The 14,732-nt window shown below is 72.1% G+C and carries 14 protein-coding genes; 4 read left to right on the top strand and 10 right to left on the bottom strand.

Annotated elements, in window-relative coordinates:
* Positions 1–66 precede the first annotated feature (66 nt).
* Complete coding sequence (locus AB0F70_RS07935; protein ID WP_357445783.1) at positions 67–846, top strand: 4'-phosphopantetheinyl transferase superfamily protein; 780 nt, start codon at positions 67–69, stop codon at positions 844–846.
* A gap of 17 nt (positions 847–863) precedes the next feature.
* Here the strand turns inward: AB0F70_RS07935 and AB0F70_RS07930 are convergent, their stop codons facing one another.
* Both AB0F70_RS07930 and AB0F70_RS07925 read right to left on the bottom strand, forming a co-directional pair.
* Complete coding sequence (locus tag AB0F70_RS07930) at positions 864–2,456, bottom strand: alpha/beta hydrolase (protein WP_357445780.1); 1,593 nt, start codon at positions 2,454–2,456, stop codon at positions 864–866.
* Positions 2,457–2,524: 68 nt separating this feature from the next.
* Positions 2,525–3,130: a PadR family transcriptional regulator gene (locus AB0F70_RS07925; RefSeq protein WP_357445777.1), complete on the bottom strand. Its 606-nt coding sequence runs from the start codon at positions 3,128–3,130 to the stop codon at positions 2,525–2,527.
* 81 nt (positions 3,131–3,211) lie between these two features.
* Between AB0F70_RS07925 and AB0F70_RS07920 the strand changes: the two genes are divergently transcribed.
* Positions 3,212–4,411 (top strand): FAD-dependent monooxygenase, encoded by a 1,200-nt coding sequence (locus tag AB0F70_RS07920; protein ID WP_357445774.1) that lies wholly within the window; start codon positions 3,212–3,214, stop codon positions 4,409–4,411.
* On the opposite strand, the gene era is transcribed toward AB0F70_RS07920, so the two are convergent.
* The 5 genes from era to AB0F70_RS07895 all read right to left on the bottom strand — a co-directional run bounded on the left by era (position 4,408) and on the right by AB0F70_RS07895 (position 8,744).
* Positions 4,408–5,376 carry a GTPase Era gene (gene era, locus AB0F70_RS07915; RefSeq protein WP_357445771.1) on the bottom strand — a complete coding sequence of 323 codons (969 nt, stop codon included), beginning with the start codon at positions 5,374–5,376 and terminating at the stop codon, positions 4,408–4,410. The two genes, AB0F70_RS07920 and era, sit on opposite strands and share 4 nt — an antisense overlap.
* Entirely contained in the window at positions 5,373–6,770 is a 1,398-nt protein-coding gene (locus tag AB0F70_RS07910) for a hemolysin family protein (protein ID WP_357445768.1), read from the bottom strand. Before AB0F70_RS07910 ends, era begins: the two co-directional genes overlap by 4 nt.
* Before the next feature lie 5 nt (positions 6,771–6,775).
* Positions 6,776–7,228: an rRNA maturation RNase YbeY gene (gene ybeY / locus AB0F70_RS07905; protein WP_357445765.1), complete on the bottom strand. Its 453-nt coding sequence runs from the start codon at positions 7,226–7,228 to the stop codon at positions 6,776–6,778.
* Positions 7,225–8,289 (bottom strand): PhoH family protein, encoded by a 1,065-nt coding sequence (locus tag AB0F70_RS07900; RefSeq protein ID WP_357445762.1) that lies wholly within the window; start codon positions 8,287–8,289, stop codon positions 7,225–7,227. Before AB0F70_RS07900 ends, ybeY begins: the two co-directional genes overlap by 4 nt.
* Positions 8,290–8,393: 104 nt before the next feature.
* On the bottom strand, positions 8,394–8,744 hold the full coding sequence (locus AB0F70_RS07895) for a histidine triad nucleotide-binding protein (protein ID WP_357445759.1): 351 nt from the start codon (positions 8,742–8,744) through the stop codon (positions 8,394–8,396).
* A 249-nt stretch (positions 8,745–8,993) separates the two neighbouring features.
* Between AB0F70_RS07895 and AB0F70_RS07890 the strand changes: the two genes are divergently transcribed.
* Entirely contained in the window at positions 8,994–10,682 is a 1,689-nt protein-coding gene (locus tag AB0F70_RS07890; RefSeq protein WP_357445756.1) for a helix-hairpin-helix domain-containing protein, read from the top strand.
* Entirely contained in the window at positions 10,679–11,527 is an 849-nt protein-coding gene (locus AB0F70_RS07885; RefSeq protein ID WP_357445753.1) for an OmpA family protein, read from the top strand. The genes AB0F70_RS07890 and AB0F70_RS07885 overlap by 4 nt, the downstream gene beginning before the upstream one ends.
* Before the next feature lie 46 nt (positions 11,528–11,573).
* Here the strand turns inward: AB0F70_RS07885 and AB0F70_RS07880 are convergent, their stop codons facing one another.
* The 3 genes from AB0F70_RS07880 to hrcA all read right to left on the bottom strand — a co-directional run bounded on the left by AB0F70_RS07880 (position 11,574) and on the right by hrcA (position 14,559).
* Positions 11,574–12,341, bottom strand: coding sequence for a 16S rRNA (uracil(1498)-N(3))-methyltransferase (locus tag AB0F70_RS07880; RefSeq protein WP_357445750.1), 768 nt, complete (start codon positions 12,339–12,341; stop codon positions 11,574–11,576).
* Positions 12,342–12,351: 10 nt separating this feature from the next.
* Positions 12,352–13,473, bottom strand: coding sequence for a molecular chaperone DnaJ (gene dnaJ / locus AB0F70_RS07875; protein WP_357445747.1), 1,122 nt, complete (start codon positions 13,471–13,473; stop codon positions 12,352–12,354).
* 66 nt (positions 13,474–13,539) lie between these two features.
* The gene (hrcA, locus tag AB0F70_RS07870) at positions 13,540–14,559 is read right to left on the bottom strand and encodes a heat-inducible transcriptional repressor HrcA (RefSeq protein WP_357445744.1); all 1,020 of its coding nucleotides are present in this window, start codon (positions 14,557–14,559) and stop codon (positions 13,540–13,542) included.
* Positions 14,560–14,732 lie beyond the last annotated feature (173 nt).

Below are 14,732 nucleotides of genomic sequence, written 5' to 3'. Positions count from 1 at the left end.
TTCGACGTGGGTGGAACACCGCCGTCGGCCGCAGCCGACAGCTCGCCGAGGTCACAGGAGAACGCAGTGGACCTAGCTGCCGCACCGGCACCCCGCACCTGCGACGTCTGGCTCGTTCCGGTCCGACGTCGGAAAGCCTGGACGCGCCTGCTGACCGTACCGGATCGCGAGCACCTCGTGGGTCTGGACTCCGTTGCCACCGCCGTCCATCTGACGTCGCGTGCCGCGCAGCGGCTGATCCTGTCGCGCTATCTCGGCGTGTTCCCCGACGAGATAGTCGTGGACCGGTCGTGCGAGCACTGCGGCGACCCGCAGCACGGGCGGCCGCAGGTGCCGGGCGCGGCCCTCGACTACTCGGTGTCGCACACGCGGGCCTGGGTGCTGGTCGCGGTGGTGGGTGAGGGCCGGGTCGGTGCGGACCTCGACGCGCGCCCGGCGGACGCCGACCTGGAGGACCTGGCGGCCGCCGCGCTCACGCCCGCCGAGCGGCGTGCTTGGCGGCGTCTGCCGGCCCGCGACCGGGCGGACGCGCTGCTCGCGTACTGGACCCGTAAGGAGGCGACCGCCAAGCTGACCGGGCACGGGCTGACGATCCCGCTGCGCGATCTCGACGTCACCGGCCCGCGGCCGACGCTCCTGGGGCGGGACCCGTCGGTCCGGCTCCCCTACCCCCGCCCGTACCTGACGCACGTGCCCGCGCCGGCGAACCACAGCGCCGCGCTGGCGACGACCACGCACGTGGACCAGGTGCGGCACCTGCGCCTCCCGGACACGGTGCCCGACGACGTAGTACCCCTGCCGGAACCCCGCGCCTCCCGGACCCCGGCCCTGCTGACCCCGAGATAGCACCCTGGCGGGTCGGGTCAGATGCCCAGCTGGTAGGCGCCCCAGTACGCCAGGGTGACGAGCAGCGCCGTCGCGCCGAGCACCGTCGCCCAGAAACCCGTCCGGACGACGACGCCCGCGGCGCCGGCCCGTGACGTGTCGGTCCGCGGGGTCTCGGCAGGCTCGACGAGCGACCTCCGCAGATCGCGGAGCCGGTTGAGCAGCAGCGCCGCCGCAACCACCGTCGCGATGCCGAGCAGTCGGACGCCGATCCAGCCGCCCTGCACCACCAGCGCGTTCTTCTCGTAGTCCAGGGCGAGGCGCGCGACCGCCGCCAGGTACACGGCGAGCCCGACGGTGGTCACCACGGCGCCGATCGCCAGACCCGCCAGGGGCGCGCGCAGGCCCTGGGCGAGGCGCGTGCCCGGGCGACCGGAACGACGTCGGGCGAGGCGGCCCGCCAGCGCCGTACCGCCGACCAGCAGCGGGCCCACCAGCAGCAGCCCGGCCGCGGTGATCACCACACCGACCAGCCAGTCGCCGTCGCCGTACCACTGCGGCTGCGGCACCGGTCCGGCGAGGTAGACCTGCCGGGGCTGGGCGCCGGCGAGCTGGGGCGGGGCGGACGCCGTCGCGGGGAGGCCGAGCACCCAGTCGGCGACGTCGGTCGCGAAGTCGGGGTGCAGCACCAGCCCTTCGGGCGTCTCGACGTTGATGCCGTGGTTCGCGTGGTCGTAGAACCGGACGGTCACGTCGTCGGTGGTGTCCAGGAGCTCCCGCGTGCCCTGTTCGAGCGGCATCGACGCGTCGTTCGTGCCGTACACGGCGAGGATCGGGTCGTCCTGCTGCTCGAGCCAGGGCCGCACCTCGAAGTCGGCGTACTCGAACCCGCCGCCGGGCAGCTTCATCCCCACCGCACGCGGGATGGCGCGGAAGACCCCCGCCGGCACGTCGGTGTTCCGCAGGTAGTTGTCGACGGCGTAGGCGGCCTGCTGCCGGGGCGGGACCACCGGCGCGGAGACCAGGATCTGGAACGCGAGCCGCGGGTCGTCCACCATCATCACCGGAGACACCCATGCGCCCTCCGACTCCGCGTACAGCCCTACCTCGTCCGGGTCCACGCCGGGGACGTCGCGCAGGTAGCTCACCGAGTGGGCGTAGTCGCGCGCCATGGCCTCGTAGTCCCGGTGCCGCGTGGAGTAGTTGTCCAGCCGCTTGTCCGGCACGAGCGTGGTGATTCCCGCGCTCGCCAGCGCCGTGGCGGCAAGGGTGAACGCATCGACGGCCTTGCCGGTGCCCGCGCCGTGCACGAACACGATGCCCGGGCGGTCGGAGCCGGAGCCTGCGTCGACCGGCTCGCGGAGCAGCCCGCCCACCTCCAGCCCGTCGGCGAGCGGGATGGTCACCTCGGACTCGCGCACCTCGTGGTCGCCGGGCTCGCCGCCGCCGGGCTCACCGCCACCGGGCTCACCGCCACCGGGCAGAGCACCACCGATCGCCGTCGACGCGGACCCGAGGTGCAGGTGTGACGTCACGGGCGCGGGCTCCCAGACGGGACCGGCGACGGCGCCGGTCAGCGCCAGGGCGACAAGGATTGCGGCGGATGTGGCGACCGTCCGAAAGAACACCATCGGATGCTACGCCCGCAGGCCCGGGCCCTCTCGCTAGCGGGCGCGACAGGCGAGCCGAGCGCGGCGAGTCATTCGGGCGGGCGGGTCGCCAGCATCTCCTCCGTGTCCCAGGTCAGTGCCCCCGACCGGAGGTCGGCGACCACCTGGCGCACCCAGTCCAGCTCGGCTCGCGTGACCGCCACGAGGTGCTCGTGCTCCAGCATGAGCACCCTGGCCAGGCCCCATTCCTGCGCGGCAGCGGCCTCTCGTTCGGCCTCGGCCAGCACCGCCTCCAGCGCCCGCACCCGCTCCTCGAGCCGGGTCCGCACGAGGTCCGGCCCCGTGATCGCGAGCACGGCCAGCACCGCCCGGAACTCGGGGAACTCGCGCGCGGGCATGGCGAGGGCGGCGTCCATCCAGCGGCCGAGTGCGTCCCGGCCGTCGCTGGTGAGGGCGTAGACGATGCGGGCAGGGCCGGTCTCGGCCGCCAGCTTCTCGTGGACCTCGATCAGGCCGTCGCGGAGCAGGCGCTCGATCGACTGGTAGACGCTGTTGCTGCGCGCCACGTTGACGACGTCGTCCTTGCGCCGGCTCTTGATCAGCCGCTGCATGCGGTAGGCGTGCATGGGCTCCTCGGCGAGCAGCGCCAGCAGCACCATCGCGAGCGGCGAGCGCGGCCGGGAGTCCTGGGTCACGGGCCCAGCCTAGGTCGCCCTCGCAGGGGCTTTCTCTCCAACACCTTGCCATTTTATGGTTACCCATCTTATGGTTACGACATGAGAGCGATCATCATCGGAGCGGGCATCACCGGACCCGTGACCGCCATTGCCCTGCAGAAGGCGGGCATCGACGCAGAGGTCCACGAGGCGTACCAGCGCACCGCGGACGGCGTCGGCGCCTACCTCAACCTCGCCCCGAACGGCCTGGCCGCCCTCCAGGTGCTGGGCATCGACCAGCACGACCTCGGCGGGTTCGACACGCACACCCTCGCGCTGCGGTCGGCGTCCGGCAGGCCCCTGGCCCACCTCCCGATGGGCCGGGACGACGCCGCGGGCACGGTCAGCCAGACAGTCCGCCGCTCCGACCTCTACGTCCGGCTCCGCGACGAGGCGGCGCGCCGCGGCATCCCCGTCGAGTACGGCAAACGCCTCGTCGACGCCACGACGCGGCCCGACGGCGGTGTGGTGGCCTCGTTCGCGGACGGCACCACCGCCGAGGGCGACCTGCTCATCGGCGCCGACGGCCTGCACTCCCGCGTGCGGGCGATCCTCGACCCGGCCTGCCCGCCGCCGCGCTACACCGGCCTGCTGAACACCGGCGGCTACGCCTCTGGTGTCTCCGTGGACGCACCCGAGGGCACGTTCACGATGACGTTCGGCAGGCGCGCCTTCTTCGCCTACGCGAACAGGGCGCCGGGCGACGTCTGGTGGTTCGCCAACGTCCCGCAGGCACGGGCGGCGACCGACGACGAGCTCGCCGCATGGACCCCTGACCGCTGGCGGGCCGAGCTGATCAGCCTCTTCGCCGACGACGACGGTCCCGCGCTGGACCTGATCGCAGCGACGCCGTCGATCATCGCGCCCTGGAACACGCTCGACCTGCCGACAGTGCCCGTGTGGCACCGCGGCCCGATCGGGTTGATCGGGGACGCGGCCCACGCCATCTCACCGACCTCGGGGCAGGGCGCCTCGCTCGCGATCGAGGACGGGGTGCTGCTGGCGCGGTTCCTGCGCGACCACGGCGATCCAGCGGCCGCGTTCACCGCCTTCGAGGCGTTCCGGCGGACCCGGGTGGAGAAGCTGATCGCCCAGGCGAAGCGCACGTCGAACCAGAAGATCCCGAACCCACTGACCAGGGTGCTGCGCGACCGCGTGATCCTGCCGCTCGTGGGCCGGGCCGCAGCCCGGACCACACGCGACTGGATCACCGACTACCGCATCGACTGGGCCGCCCCGACGAACCACGTCACGAGCTAGAAGCCCAGCTTGCGGAGCTGCTTCGGGTCGCGCTGCCAGTCCTTCGCGACCTTGACGTGCAGGTCGAGATAGATCCGCTGGCCGAGCAGCTTCTCGATGCCCTGGCGCGCCTCGGTGCCAACGGCCCGCAGCCGGGACCCGCCGCGCCCGATGATGATCGCCTTCTGGGAGTCGCGCTCCACGAACAGGTTGACCCGCACGTCGAGGAGCGGCGGCCTGCCCTTCTCGGGGTCGCCCGTCCCCTCGCGCGGAACCATCTCGTCCACGACCACCGCGAGGGAGTGCGGCAGCTCGTCGCGCACGCCCTCCAGGGCCGCCTCGCGCACGAGCTCGGCGACCATGACGGACTCCGGCTCGTCCGTCAGCTCGCCGTCCGGGTACAGATCGGGCCCCTCGGGCAGGTGCGAGATGAGCACTGCCTCCAGCTCCTCGACCTGGTACCCGTCCTTCGCGGAGACGGGCACGATGTCGGCCCACTCGCGGTCCACGGCCCTGGCGAGCTGGTCCACGGAGATGAGGTGCTGCATGAGCGTCTCGCGCGGGACGAGGTCCGCCTTCGTCACGACGGCGACGACGGGCACCCGCCGGCGTCCGGTCATCAGCTCGGCCAGCTGCGCGGCGATGTAGCGGTCACCGGGGCCGACCTTCTGGTCGGCGGGCATGCAGAACGCTATGACGTCCACCTCGGACAGCGTGTCCCGCACCAGGTCGTTGAGCCGCTCTCCCAGCAGGGTCCGCGGCCGGTGCAGGCCCGGCGTGTCCACCAGCACGAGCTGGGCGTCCGGACGGTGCACGACGCCGCGGATCGTGTGGCGCGTGGTCTGCGGCCGAGCCGACATGATGGCGACCTTCTGCCCCACCAGCGCGTTCGTCAGGGTGGACTTTCCGGCATTGGGGCGGCCCACCAGGCAGGCGAAGCCGCTCCGGTGTTCGGCGGTCTGATGCACTGCGGGCTGGTCGCTCACGAGGTCACTTCCTTCTGGTCACGCTTCTGATCACGGTGGTCGTGCTGATCGGGACCACCGTTGCTGTCGTCCGGCTCGGCGGCCGGCTCCGTACGATGTACGAGTATCGTCGAGATCTGCTTGCGGCGGCCCTCCACACGCTCCGCCTCCAGGTGCACGCCGCCCACCTCGACGGACGAGCCCGCGAGCGGCACCTTGCCCAGCACCTTGGCGAGCAGGCCTCCGGCGGTGTCCACATCGTCGTCGTCCAGCCGCAGGTCGAAGAGGTCGCCGAGCTCGTCGACGGGCAGCCGGGCGGGCACGCGGAGCACGCCGTCGCCGAGGTCCTCGACCTCCTGGACGGGCACCGTGTCGTGCTCGTCAGTGAGTTCGCCCACAACCTCCTCGAGGAGGTCCTCGATGGTCACCAGCCCGGCCACGCCGCCGTACTCGTCCACGACGAGCGCCATATGGCTGGCCGAGGCCTGCATCTCGCGCAGCAGGTCGTCGATCGGCTTGGACTCGGGCACGAAGACGGCGTCGCGCGCGACGTCGGCAGCCGGGCGCTGCGAGGGCGCGCGCCCGCCCCGCCCGCCGTCGTCCACCGGCCAGTGCAGCGCGGCCACGACGTCCTTCAGGTAGGCGACGCCGACGACGTCGTCCACCGACTCGCCGACCACCGGCACGCGCGAGAAACCGGACCGCAGGAACAGCCGGAGCACCCGGTCGAGCGAGGTGTCGGCGGTGACGGTCACCATGTCGGTGCGGGGCACCATGACCTCGCGGGTGATGGTGCCGCCCAGCTCGATCACCGAGCGGATGAGCTCCCGGTCGGACTCCTCGAACGCGCTGCTCTCCGAGAGGCTCTCGCCCACCCGGTCGGCGATGTCACGCAGCTCGGCCTCCGTGGGCGGCGACGGGTCGTAGCGCGGCACCGAGAACCTGGTGAGCCAGGCGACGGCGCGCGACACCCCGGTCAGCGGACCCACGAGCGCGAGCAGCACCGCCACCGGGTTGCGGAAGCCGAGCGCACGCGGCGAGACCCGCACGAAGATCACGCCGATGACGACTCCGACGACCAGCGCGACGAGCATCACGGGCAGCTCGTCGGGAACGCCCTCGCCGGGCATGGTCTGCTGCACCAGCAGCGTCCCGGCCGCGATGGCGACCACCTCCGACATCACGCGCACGAGCGCGAAGGAGGCGACGATCGCCGTCGGGTCGACGACGAGCGCCTGGGCCCGCCGGATGCGCGAGGCGCGCTCCGGATCGGGTGACCGCCCCAGCTCCGCCTCCGCGAGCGCCTCCGTGAGGGAGGCGCGGGTGACCCGCAGGAGGGCGGCCTCACCGGCCGAGAGCATGCCCGCCAGCGAGAGGCCGACCAGCATGACAAGGGTCAGGAGCAGGGCGATCACGCCGGTCACCGAGTCGCGAGGAAGGTCAGGAGAAGCTTCCGCTGCAGCGTGAACATCTCCTTCTCCTCCTCCGGCTCAGCGTGGTCGTAGCCCAGCAGGTGCAGGATCCCGTGCGTGGTGAGGAGCAGGAGCTCCTCGGTGGTGGAGTGGCCGGCGGTCTTGGCCTGGGTGACCGCGACCTCCGGGCACAGCACTATGTCGCCGAGCGTCCCGGCCGGGGTGACGTCGCCGTCGCGTCCGGGGCGCAGCTCGTCCATCGGGAAGGAGAGGACGTCGGTGGGGCCCGGCTCGTCCATCCACTGCACGTGCAGGTCGGTCATGACGGTGGTGTCGACGAAGATGATCGACAGCTCCGACTGCGGGTGCACCCGCATGGCGTCCAGCACGAACCGGCCGAGCGCGGCGAACTCCGCCTCGTCGACCTCGAACCCCGACTCGTTGTTGACCTCGATGCTCACCGGCGCTGCCTCTTGCTCCCCTGGTTGCCGCCCTGACGGTAGTCCTGCGGCTGACGGCCCGGACGGCGGTCGTCGGTGAGGACGTCCCAGCGCGCGTACGCGTCGATGATGTCGCTGACCAGCCGGTGGCGGATGACGTCGGACGACGTGAGGCGGCAGAACTCGACGTCGTCGACGCCCAGCAGGATGTCCTCGACCACGCGCAGGCCTGAGGTGGTGCCGCCCGGTAGGTCGATCTGCGTGGCGTCGCCAGTGATGACCATCTTGGAGCCGAAGCCCAGGCGGGTCAGGAACATCTTCATCTGCTCGGTCGAGGTGTTCTGCGCCTCGTCCAGGACGATGAAGGAGTCGTTCAGCGACCGGCCGCGCATGTAGGCCAGCGGAGCCACCTCGATCGTGCCGGCCTCGATCAGCTTGGGCACCTGTTCGGGGTCGACCATGTCGTGCAGCGCGTCGTACAGCGGGCGCAGGTACGGGTCGATCTTCTCGGACAGCGTGCCGGGCAGGAACCCGAGGCGCTCCCCGGCCTCGACGGCGGGGCGCGTGAGGATGATCCGGTTGACCTGCTTGGCCTGCAGCGCCTGGACGGCCTTGGCCATGGCGAGGTAGGTCTTGCCGGTACCGGCCGGGCCGATGCCGAACGTGATCGTGTTGGTGTCGATCGCGTCGACGTACGCCTTCTGCCCGACCGTCTTGGGCCGGATGGTGCGGCCGCGGCTGGAGAGGATGTTGAACGTGAGGACCTCGGCCGGGCGCGACGCCGACGCGGCGCTCAGCATGGCGACCGAACGCTTCACGACCTCGGGGGTGAGCTGGGTGCCCGCCTCGACGACCTCGATCAGCTCGTCGAGCAGCTGGGTGACCAGGGCGACGTCGCCCGCCGGTCCGTTCACGGCTATCTCGTTGCCACGAGCGTGGATGACGACGCCGGGGAAGCCCTCTTCGACGGCCCGCAGCACCGAGTCCCGGCTCCCGAGGAGCGCGACCGTCGGGATGTGGGCCGGAACGACGATCTTGTGCTCGATCCGGGTCTGCGACTGTGTGCTGGGCGTAGTTGTCATGAGCCGGCCCGCGGGGCCGATCCGCTCCTTTGTGCGGTAGGGATGACTATGGTTCACATCCTATCGACCAGAAGGGGCGACGCCACGGTCTTTCTGTCGCCTCGTCAGGCGAAGCCGGGCAGCTCGCCACCCGCGAGCAGGTGCGCGTGCACGTGGAAGACGGTCTGCCCGGCCTTGGGCCCGGTGTTGAAGACGAGGCGGTACTGGCCGTCGGCCAGCTCGCTCGCGACGCCGTCGGCGAGCCCGATGACGCTCGCCAGGCCCGCGGCGTCCGTCGCGGCGAAGGCCGGCACGTCCGGGTAGTGCTCCTTCGGTACCACGAGGACGTGCACCGGCGCCTTGGGCGCGATGTCCCGGAACGCGATCGCCGTGTCCGACGACGCCACGACGTCCGCGGGGATCTCCCCCGCCACGATCTTGCAGAAGAGGCAGTCAGGGCTGTCGGTACTCGTCATGCTCTGCAGGCTACCGGCGGGGCTCCGCGAACGACTCGTGGAGACGGGCGGAGCGCCGGGCAGAGCCGGTCTTCGGCATATTTTTCCGTACCGTTACATAGTTCGTAATGCCCGGGTGAAAGGGATGTGGGAGAGTTTGCGGCATTCGATGGAGATTGGCGCGCTGCGACACCATTTCGTCGCCATCCGTCCCGCGGGTCCCGTCGTCGCCCTCACACCACACACCGCAGTAGTCACCTGGAGGTACGCGTGGGTTGGTTCATCGCCCAATCGCTCGCATTCATCATCATCGCGGCCCTGATCGGCCTTGCGATAGGCATCTGGATCGGCTGGCTCGTCTGGGGCCGCCGAGCCAAGGGCAAGCACCTGGCGGAGAAGGCAGAGGCGGCCGCACGCACGGCCGCCGCCGCGCCGGCGTCCGGCGCCGAGGCGGAGTCCGCTGCCGGTTCGGAGACGGACGCCGAGGCGGAGACCGCCGAGCCCGCTCCCGCCCTCGCGGTCGCCTCCACCGGCACCGCGGCGGAGGCCGGCGTCGAGACGCCGGAGGCCGGGCCCGCAGCCGGCACCGGCACGGTCCTGCCCGCCGCGGACGGCGTGACGGGGTCTGACGACAAGAGCGCCACCGACGGCGCGGGCACCGGTGAGGCGGAGGTCGAGGCCGCCGGGTCCGACGTCGTCGCCGAGGCCGAGGCCGTCGCGCGCAAGGCCGCCGAGGCCGCGGCCGCCGCGAAGGCCGCTGCCGCCACGAAGCCCGACGACCTGCAGCGCATCGAGGGCATCGGCCCGAAGATCGCGTCCGCACTGGTCGCCGCCGGCTACCCGACGTACGCGTCGATCGCCGCGTCGAACGAGGAAGAGCTGCGCCAGGCCGTCGCGGGCCAGGGCATCAAGTTCGCGCCCGCCGCCGCCAGCTGGGCCGACCAGGCCCAGTACCTGGTGGACAGCGACACGAAGGGCCTCGACGAGTACCAGGACTACCTCGTCGGCGGTCAGGAGCGGCGCGCCAAGTTCAGCGAGAAGGTCGACTACGCCGACGTCGACGAGATCGCCGACGCCGACGCGAAGGCCGCCGCCATCGCGCAGGACGAGGCGGAGGCAGCCGCCGTCGCCGCCGCTGAGCCGGAGCCCGAGCCCGAGCCCGAGCCGCAGGATCTGCAGCGCATCGAGGGCATCGGCCCGAAGATCGAGGCCGCGCTCAAGACCGCCGGGTACACGACGTACGCCAAGGTCGCGGGCGCGTCCGAGGCCGAGCTGCGCGAGGCGCTCACGGCGGCAGGCATCAAGTTCGCGCCCGCCGCGGCGAACTGGGCCGACCAGGCCCAGTACCTGGTCGACGGCGACGAGGACGGCCTGCGCGAGTTCCAGGACTACCTCGTCGGCGGCCAGGAGCGGCGCGCCAAGTTCAGCGAGAAGGTCGACTACGCCGACGTCGACGAGATCACCGACGCCGACGCCAAGGCCGAGGCGATCGCCGAGGACGAGGCGGAGACCGCCGCCGCCGAGCCCGAGGCAGCAGCCGAGCCGGAGCCGGAGCCCGCGCCGCAGGACCTCCGCCGTATCGAGGGCATCGGCCCCAAGATCGAGGCAGCGCTCCAGGCGGCCGGTTACACGACGTACGCCAAGGTCGCCGCCGCGTCCGAGGCAGAGCTGCGTGAGGCGCTCACCACGGGCGGCATCAAGTTCGCGCCCGCCGCCGCGAACTGGGCGCACCAGGCGCAGTACCTCGCGGACGGTGACGAGGCGGGCCTCCAGGAGTTCCAGGACTACCTGGTCGGCGGCCAGGAGCGGCGCGCCAAGTTCAGCGAGAAGGTCGACTACGCCGACGTCGACGAGATCACCGACGACGCCGCCAAGGCCGAGGCGATCGCCGAGGACGAGGCGGAGGCCGCGGCAGCCGGCGACGGCACCGAGTCGGCGGGTTCCGGGGCCAAGGCATGAACCTGAGGTCGGTCCTGCCCCCGGTCATCGTCGCGGTCCTCGGGCTTGGCGCGCTCTCGAGCGTCCAGGACACGGGGTTCCGCGAGGGGATCGAGGCCGACCTGACCGAGCGTGCGCAGAGCGCGCTCGCCGCGGCCGACCTCCGCGGTGTGGATGTCGAGGTCACCGGCCGCGACGCGGACGTGACCGCTTCGTCGGACTACGACGCGATCACGGCCGCCGAGGTGGTGAACGGCGTCGCGGGCGTCCGGACCGCGGTGGCGTACGGGCCGAACGGTCCGGCGTCGGCGGGCAACCTGACGATCGACGCCTACATCCTCCCGAGGGACCCCGAGCCCACGGAGTCCGAGGACACGACGTCCAAGGACACGACGGTCGACGTCTCCGCGGAGGCGACGCCCTCGCCCGAGGCGACCGACCCGTCGTCCGATGGCGCATCGGCCGAGCCGGAGGAGGACGAGCCGGAGCGCAACCCGACCCGTGAGGAGCGCGAGCAGGCCCAGGAGGACCTGGTCGAGATCCCGAACATCACGTTCGTCACGGACAGCGCGGAGCTGACCGAGGACGGCCGCCGGGTGGTGCGGAATGCCGCCGAGGTGCTCGAGGAGCACCCCGAGGTCGAGGTCCGTATCGAGGGGCACACGGACTCGCTCGGGACCCGGGTGCACAACTGGCGGCTCAGCGAGCGCCGTGCCCAGGAGGTGCTCGACCGGCTGGTGGGGCTCGGCGTCGACGAGGACCGGCTGACCGCGAAGGGTTACGGCGAGTCGGACCCGCTGGTGGTGCCGAAGACCTTCGCGGACCTGGAGAAGAACCGCCGCGTGGAGTTCATCGTCCGCAACTGACAAGAACGACCCGCCGAGGTAGAGGTCTACCTCGGCGGGGTGCGGGTCAGGTCCAGCGGCCCAGGCGGTCGCTCAGGAGCGCTATCGCGACCGGGCCCGCCGTCGACGTGCGCAGCACGTGCGGCCCGAGCCGCGCGGTGACCGCGCCCGCCTCGGTCAGCAGGGCGACCTCGGCCTCCGAGATCCCGCCCTCGGGGCCGACGACGAGGAGCACCTCGCCGGCGTCGGGCAGCGTTACCGTCGCCAGGCCCGCCTTCGCCTCCTCGTGCAGCACGGCCACGGTCCCGCCCGCTGCGACGACGGATCGGGTCCTGGCCGCGAGCTGCTTGGTGCTCAGCGGCGGCTCGACGTCGGGTATGCGGCAGCGGCGGGCCTGCTTCGTCGCGGCCCGCACGGTGCTCCCCCAGCGTGCCCGCGACTTCGCGGCCCGGTCCCCGCGCCACACCACGACCGACCGCTCGGCCTGCCACGGGATGATCGCGTCCACGCCGACCTCGGTGGCGGCCTCGATGGCCATCTCGTCGCGGTCGCCCTTCGCGAGGGCCTGGACGAGCGTCACGACGACGGCGGGCGTCGGCTCGACGTCCACCTCCTCGACCCGGAGGTGCACCTCGGCGCCGACCACCGACTCGACGACGGTCCGCAGGCGAACTCCCGCGCCGTCGACGACGTCGATCCGCTCCCCCGGCCCGCGCCGCTGGACGACGCCGGCGTGCCGGCCTTCCGCGCCGTCGAGCACGTAGACCGAGCCCGCGGCGTACTCCGAGAGCGGATGGGCGGTGGACGCCTCCGCGAGAAAGACTGGCGCGCTCATGGGTGGGCGGTCAGCGCCCGCTGAGCTTGTCGCGCAGGCGCGAGAACACGCCGCCGTGCACGGACGCGAGCCGCGACTCGGGCCGCTCCTCGCCGCGCAGGACCGCGAGCTGCTGCATGAGCGCCGTCTGCTCCTCGTCCAGCGCCGTAGGCACCTGGACCTCGATGTGCACGTTGAGGTCGCCGCGCCCGGTCGAGTGCAGGTGCCCCACGCCGAGGCCCTTGAGGGTCATGACCTGGCCGGGCTGCGTGCCCGGGCGCAGGTCGATCTCCTGGAGCCCGTCCAGGGTGTCGAGCTCGAGGACGGTGCCGAGCGCGGCCGCCGTCATCGGCACCTGGAGGGTGCAGTGCAGCTCGTCGCCGCGCCGCACGAACGTGTCGTGCGCGCGCTCCCGGATCTCGACGTACAGGTCGCCGGCGGGGCCGCCACCGGGGCCCACCTCGCCCTGCGCGGAGAGCTTGATACGCGTACCGGTGTCGACACCCGCGGGGACGTTCACGGAGACGGTGCGGCGCGAACGCACGCGGCCCTCGCCGGAGCAGTCGGTGCAGGGCTCGGGGATGACCGTGCCGAAGCCGCCGCAGGCTGAGCAGGGCTGGTTGGTCATGACCTGGCCGAGGAACGAACGCGCCACGCGCTGCACGGAGCCGCGCCCGTGGCAGACGTCGCAGGTGCGCGCCGAGGTGCCGGGCCGTGCGCCGTCGCCGGCGCAGGTGTTGCACACCACCGCGGTGTCGACCTGGATCTCACGCTTGGCGCCGAAGACCGCCTCGGCGAGCTCGAGGTCGAGCCGCACCAGCGCGTCGTTGCCGCGCCGGGCGCGCGGGACCGGCCCGGCGGGCTGCCCGCCGCCGAAGAAGGTCTCGAAGATGTCCTGGAAACCGAACCCGGCGCCGAACCCGCCACCGGCGCCGCCACCCGGCGCGGTCGGGTCCACGCCCATGTCGTACTGCTGGCGCTTGTCCGGGTTGGACAGCACCTCGTAGGCGCGCGCGACGTCCTTGAACCGGTCCTCGCCCACGTCGCCCGCCACGTCAGGGTGCAGCTCGCGGGCCAGCTTGCGGTATGCCTTCTTGATCTGCTCGGGCGAGGCGTCGCGCGGAACACCGAGAATCTCGTAGTAGTCGGTCACAGGTCTCTCTCTTGAGGAACGTGGGTGAGGAGGTTTGTGGAAAAGAGGTTTGTGGAAAAGGGGATGTCAGCTGGGCAGCACACGCGACAGGTAGCGCGCGACGGCGCGCACCGCGGCGATGGTGCCCGGGTAGTCCATACGGGTGGGGCCGATCGAGCTCAGGATCGCGACGGAGTCGCCGTCGGACGAGCCGTAGCCGGACGTGACGACCGAGGTCTCGGACAGGCCGGCCAGCCGGTTCTCGTGGCCGATGCTCACGGCAACCCCTGCGTCGTCGGACATGTCGGTGAGGAGGCCGAGCAGGACCACCTGCTCCTCGAGGGCCTCGAGCACGGGACGCAGGCCCTGCTCGAACCGCATGCTGGAGCGCGCCAGGTTGGCCTGGCCCGTCAGCACTATGCGCTCCTCGCTCTCCTCCGCGAGCGCGGCGGTCACCACCTCGGCCACGGCCGTACCCAGCGCGCGGTGCTCGTCGGGCATAGCCTCGGTGACCCGCGCGAAGGCGGTGCCGATCTCGGTGAGCCGGTGGCCGGCGGCCGCGGCGTTGAAGCGCGCGCGCAGCTCGCCGAGCGTCCCGTCGTCCATGCCGACGGGCACGTCGAGGTAACGCTGCTCCACCCGACCCGTGTCGGTGATGACGACGACGAGGAGCCGGCCCTCGGAGGAGGGCACGAGCTCCAGGTGGCGCAGCCCGGAACGGCGCAGCGACGGGTACTGCACGACGGCGACCTGGCCCGTCAGCTGCGCGATGAGGCGTCCGGCGCGGGCTACGACGTCGTCCAGGTCGACCGCCTCGGACAGGAACGTCTCGATGGCGCGCTTCTGGGGCACGGTCAGCGGCCGCACCTCGGCGAGCTGGTCCACGAACAGGCGGTAGCCCTTGTCCGTGGGGATGCGACCGGCCGAGGTATGCGGCTGGGCGATGAGCCCTGCCTCTTCCAGAGCCGCCATGTCGTTGCGCACGGTCGCCGGGGACACACCGAGCTTGTGCCGCTCGGTGAGTATGCGGGAGCCCACGGGCTCCCGTGTCCGGACATAGTCCTCCACGATCGCTCGCAAGACATCGAGCCTGCGTTCTTCGCTCACCGCGCTCACCTCCGTCCCAGGTAGAACGTCCGGGACCTGCACCCGGGTTCCGGCCGGCGCTCCAGCACTCTCGCCAGCCGAGTGCCAATCCTACGCGGCACAGGCCACACGCCAAGTCCCCGACCCGCCACCCGTTCCGACCGGCCGGGACCGAACCGGGCAGACCTGCAGGT

The sequence above is a fragment of the Promicromonospora sp. NPDC023805 genome, assembly GCF_040639635.1.
Lineage (GTDB): Bacteria > Actinomycetota > Actinomycetes > Actinomycetales > Cellulomonadaceae > Promicromonospora.
This window is presented reverse-complemented; position numbering and strand designations above follow the sequence as displayed.

Coding starts and splice junctions, on each gene's coding strand:
- AB0F70_RS07930 (WP_357445780.1), bottom strand. CDS start 2,456: ATGGTGTTCTTTCGGACGGTCGCCACATCCGCCGCAATCCTTGTCGCC.
- AB0F70_RS07920 (WP_357445774.1), top strand. CDS start 3,212: ATGAGAGCGATCATCATCGGAGCGGGCATCACCGGACCCGTGACCGCC.
- AB0F70_RS07900 (WP_357445762.1), bottom strand. CDS start 8,289: ATGACAACTACGCCCAGCACACAGTCGCAGACCCGGATCGAGCACAAG.
- AB0F70_RS07895 (WP_357445759.1), bottom strand. CDS start 8,744: ATGACGAGTACCGACAGCCCTGACTGCCTCTTCTGCAAGATCGTGGCG.
- AB0F70_RS07885 (WP_357445753.1), top strand. CDS start 10,679: ATGAACCTGAGGTCGGTCCTGCCCCCGGTCATCGTCGCGGTCCTCGGG.
- AB0F70_RS07880 (WP_357445750.1), bottom strand. CDS start 12,341: ATGAGCGCGCCAGTCTTTCTCGCGGAGGCGTCCACCGCCCATCCGCTC.